Raw genomic sequence first — 4,578 nt, 5'->3', positions numbered from 1 at the left:
ACAGCCGCCACCCCCAGCCACTTGGCGTAAGCCCCCGCCGCCTGCTCCTTTGCAATCAGAAGCGTGACAATCCGGCTGACGGCGTAATACGGCACAATGGCGCACAGCACCTCCAGCACCGCCGTAAGCACCGAGGCGGCATATCGCCCCCTGTAGGGCGCAGCCCACTCAAAGAGATAGGAAAACGGCCCCCGTTTTTCTTGATCCTGCTTATTCATTTGAAATCTCCGTCCTTTCATTCCGGTCAAAATAGCGCCGCAGCCTTTGCTGCCCCGCTTTGTCCAGCCCATACTGCTCCGCCGCCCGGCCCCGCTCTAAACGCAGCACATAATCGCAGCAGCGGACAATCAGCTCCGGGTCGTGGGTAACAATCAACACGGTGGTTTTTCCACCCAAAGCCGCCAAAAGTGCGGCGGTTTTCTCCATATGGTAAAAGTCCAGCCCGCTGGTGGGCTCGTCAAACACCAGAAATTTCTTCCTCGCCAGCAGTGCTGAGGCAATGGCAACCCGCTGCTTCTGCCCGCCGGACAAAGACATCGGGTGCCTTTCCCGCAGGGTTGTCAGCGCCAGCGCGTCCATGACCTGCCTAAGCTCCGTCTCGTCGGTCCCCGACATGCCGAGGCGCAGCTCCTCCTCCACGCTTTCGCAGAAAAGCTGATGATTTACATCCTGCATAACAAGGTAGCTTTTTTTCCGCATCTTCCTTCGGGAACAGGTGTTTTCTCCCCAAGCGCACACGCCGCCAAAGCCCCGCTTTAAACCACACAGGCACTGTGACAGCGTGGATTTTCCCGCGCCGTTGCCGCCCACCACCGCAATCACACCGCCCCGTGGCAGCTCGGTCCCGGAAATATCCAGCGCCGGAGGCCCCCCGCCCCGATAGCAATAGCGAAAGTTCTTGAGGGCAACCGTTTCCTCCGGGCAGGGCCGCGTCCGCTCATTGCGAATATCCGCAAGCGAAAGGGCGCGCAGGCCAAGGCTTTGCAGTTTTTCCGGTGAAAAGCAGCGAAACTCCGCCATGGGCAGGTCGTATTCCATCTGCCCGTCCCTTAGATACACCACCCGGTCACATAGGTCCGTCAACCAATGGAGCCGATGCTCAGCAATCACAATCGTTTTGCCCTGCGCTTTCCACAGCCGAAGGGTGTTTTTCAAATTCCCGATGGCCCGCATATCCAGATTCGAGGTCGGTTCGTCCAGCACAAGGACCTCCGGCCCCATGGCGGACACGGACGCACAGGCAATTTTCTGCTTTTCTCCGCCGGACAACTGAAAAATGCTCCGTCCCAGCAAGTCCTCCGCGCCCATTTCCCGGGCGGAACGCGCTGTCCGCCGTTCAATCTCCTCGGGTGGCAAGCCCATATTTTCACACCCGAAGGCCAACTCGCCCGTGGTATCCACGCAGAAAAACTGGCTGCGCGGGTTTTGAAATACGCTGCCCACCAATTGCGCCGTGTCATACAGCTCGGACTCCGCCACATCAAGGTTCCCAATCCGGACGCTGCCGGAAAGTGTTCCCTCGTAATAGTGAGGAATCAGACCGTTTATCAGCCGGGTGAGCGTGGTTTTTCCGCAGCCGGACCTGCCGCATAGCAGCACGCACTCTCCCCGTCCAATGTGCAGATTGACACCGCACAGAGAGCCGGAATCGGCATTTTCATATTGGAAACCTACATTTTTTAGTTTAATCATGGCTCGCTCCTCAAATTACACTCAGATAGGAAAGCGCTCCGGCGGCAAAGCAGCACCCGCACAGGACAATGACCGCAAAATCCTGCATTCCAAATCCAATGCGGCAGATGTTGGTTCGCCGGATTTCACCGCCCAGTCCACGGGTCAGCGCCGCAGCCGACAGCTCCTCTCCGATTTTGGCCGAGCAGGTCAGAAGCGGCACAATACGGTATTCCAGCATTTTTCCGGGACTGCCCCCGCCAAGGCTGATGCCCCGCATCCGCATGGCGGCGTTGATGGCGGAAAACTCCTCGCCCACCGTGGGGAAAAAGCGGAACATCACGGACATTGGAATCGTAATTTTTTCACTGACATGCATGCGCTGCATGGCGGCGGTAAACTCGCTGACCGTGGTGGTGGAAACGACATACGCCCCCAGCGCCACACCCGGCATCACCCTGCTGAAAATACCCACGCTGCCCAGCACCAGAAAATAGGGAAATCCCGACAGGCGCGGCAGCAGCAGAATGGCCGCCAGATTGGCGGCTGCATAGACCGCAAGATAGATTGCCGCCGCCCGGTACTTTCCCGCCGTCAAAAACAGCGCCAGCACCGCAAGGCAAAGGACCGGCACCAGAAACGGCAGTCTGTCGCCTCCCAGTCCCCCAAGAACAAAGGTGGATACCGTAAGGAGCAGCAAAAGCTTCGTACGGGGGTCCAATATCAGTCCCCGCCGCTGTCTGCTTGCCTGAAGAATACCCTCGCCCATCAGGCAATCCCCGCCTTGATAAAGTGCTTTTTCAGCATGGCCCGGCCCAGCAGCCCACCCAGAACACCGAATACGAAGCAGCAAACCAGCAGCACCAGATTCATCACGGGAGGCAGCAGCGCCGTCAGCGCCGCCTCATAGTCTGGGCCAAACTCCGCGCGGGTGGCAAAATAGCCATCTGGATTCGTAAACAGAGGGATAAAGTTGCCCCAGAGCCAGATATGAAAAAAGCCACAGACAAACACGGAGCTGCGCGCCCGGTTGTAATTCGCCCGCTTCCACAAAAGCTCCGCAATCAGACCGGAGACAAGCGCCACCGGCAGCGCATAAAAGCCCATGCCGGTCAGCGCCATCATCATGCCCATGATGCCGCTCATAATGAGAATCATGCCGAATTTTTTGACCTTGGTCAGAAACAGCATAAAGGGTATGCCGCCTATAATCGGCCCGATGACGCATAAAAGGGGCATCATTACCGGTATGTAGCCCGTCATGGCAAGCGCCATAATCATCACAAAATAGATTGCCGAGTAAATACCTGTGTTAATCAAATCTTTTCCGGTCAGGCGGCCGGAGCTTGCGCGGGAATGAAGAGTGGACATCACAAAAAACCTCCTGTTAATTTCAGCAGTGCGGTTAGTATATGCTAACTTTTATCCAAAAAATTAAGGCGCTTACCTTAATAATTCCTCCCATCCGGCCATGCTAAAGCGCTTGGCGCTGTCCAGCACGGCGACAGCCTGTTCATACGGCAGGTCATGGGATACGCACTCCACCAGATACTGAAATCCGGAGGTGGCGTTGATATGAAGGAACATATTCTCGATTCGCCGCCCGCTTTTTCCGAAAGCGTCGCAGTAAATACGGTAGGCATGCTCCTCCACAGCAATCAGTTCCTCCAGATACGAGGCCCAGCGCGTCCCCTCCGAACGGCAAAAAATCAACCGAAACGCCTCGAAATGCGCGTATACATACTCCAGCATCCAATCCGTTCCCGAATACGCCGTTTCCTTCATATGGACAAAAGTAAGCTTAGGCAGGGCCGCCTTGACATCAGTGTGAATTTTGCGAAACCGATCCAGCATCTCCTCCGCCGGAGCCTGCACCAGCGCGTCAAACAAAACCGCCTTGTTGGAAAAATGGTTGTACATCGCCCCAGTGGTCACGTCCGCGCCCTGCGCAATACGGCGAATATTGGCGCTCTGATAACCGCACTCCATAAATTCCTGCTTGGCGCATTCCAGAATGCGCGTTCGGGTCATCTGTGAATTCATACTCATCTTATCGGCACACCCTTACCAAAACTGATAACAATGTTATCACTTTACTCCGAAAAGTCAAGACTGATTTAGTCTTTATTTTACCCGTCAATAGGAGATGGCGGGTAAAACGCACCGCCGCTCCCTTCCCGCCGGACTTTGGTGCAGGGGCTTGACAGCAAAGCCAAACAGGCGTATTCTGTGACTGTAATATCAAATTCGGTCATATGGTGATTATAATGGCAGTGGCTTTTACACAACAGGAAGAAGCGATTATCCTCCGTCAGCTCCGCCACGCGGCGCGGGAGAGTGCCGTGTCCCTTGGCGTGCGCCGCACCACGGTGGACGCGCTGGCGGCGGCGGCCGGAATCTCCAAAGGTGCGTTTTACAAATTTTACGCCTCCAAGGAACTGCTCTTTTTCGATGTTTTGGAGGATATGCACGCCGAAATTTATGGCGAAGCCGCGTCGGTTCTCTTCAAAAACACCGATCTCTCCCCTGCCGACCGCGCCTCAGAGGCGGTTTTGTCCGCCTGTCGGGCCATGGAGCGCTCAGGGATGATGGCCTTTGTAGAGCGGGACGTCGCGTATCTTCTGCGCAAAGTGCCGGAGGACTATCAGAAAAAACACTATCACAGCGACGAGATCCACGTCCGGGAGCTGCTGGAATCGGCAGACCTAGCGCCCGCAGGCGGCATGGCGCTGGCCTCCGCCGTGGTGCGGGGACTGATGCTCACCATCTCCCATCAGAATGAAATCGGGGCGCTTTATCCGGACGTGCTGGAAACATTGGTGCGCGGCGCTTGCGGCCGGTTGTTTTCATAAAACCCTTCTCTGCAAGCGGCTTTTTTCTTTTCGGGGATAGCCCGTTATAACTTTG

General features: G+C 56.1%; 5 protein-coding genes and 1 pseudogene. 1 reads left to right on the top strand and 5 read right to left on the bottom strand.

The annotated features are described in order from the left end of the window. The 5 genes and pseudogenes from RTK01_RS15915 to RTK01_RS15895 form a co-directional block, all read right to left on the bottom strand. Nucleotides 1-218 (bottom strand): annotated as a pseudogene (locus RTK01_RS15915) (ABC transporter ATP-binding protein); the annotation flags it as partial. Beyond that, nucleotides 211-1,692 carry an ABC transporter ATP-binding protein gene (locus RTK01_RS15910; protein ID WP_312281911.1) on the bottom strand — a complete coding sequence of 494 codons (1,482 nt, stop codon included), beginning with the start codon at nucleotides 1,690-1,692 and terminating at the stop codon, nucleotides 211-213. The gene RTK01_RS15910 and the pseudogene RTK01_RS15915, both read right to left, overlap by 8 nt. 10 nt (nucleotides 1,693-1,702) lie before the next feature. Further along, nucleotides 1,703-2,440: an energy-coupling factor transporter transmembrane component T gene (locus tag RTK01_RS15905; RefSeq protein ID WP_312281910.1), complete on the bottom strand. Its 738-nt coding sequence runs from the start codon at nucleotides 2,438-2,440 to the stop codon at nucleotides 1,703-1,705. Next, entirely contained in the window at nucleotides 2,440-3,042 is a 603-nt protein-coding gene (locus RTK01_RS15900) for an MptD family putative ECF transporter S component (RefSeq protein ID WP_312281909.1), read from the bottom strand. The genes RTK01_RS15905 and RTK01_RS15900 overlap by 1 nt, the downstream gene beginning before the upstream one ends. Nucleotides 3,043-3,114: 72 nt before the next feature. Beyond that, a complete protein-coding gene (locus RTK01_RS15895; RefSeq protein ID WP_312281908.1) occupies nucleotides 3,115-3,720 on the bottom strand; it encodes a TetR/AcrR family transcriptional regulator in 606 nt (201 codons plus the stop codon). Nucleotides 3,721-3,938: 218 nt separating this feature from the next. Here RTK01_RS15895 and RTK01_RS15890 point away from each other — a divergent pair, with 218 nt between their 5' ends. After that, nucleotides 3,939-4,523 (top strand): helix-turn-helix domain-containing protein, encoded by a 585-nt coding sequence (locus tag RTK01_RS15890; RefSeq protein ID WP_312281907.1) that lies wholly within the window; start codon nucleotides 3,939-3,941, stop codon nucleotides 4,521-4,523. The last annotated feature ends 55 nt before the right edge of the window (nucleotides 4,524-4,578 follow it).

Source organism: Oscillibacter sp. (genome assembly GCF_031978065.1).
GTDB lineage: Bacteria > Bacillota > Clostridia > Oscillospirales > Oscillospiraceae > Oscillibacter.
This window is presented reverse-complemented; position numbering and strand designations above follow the sequence as displayed.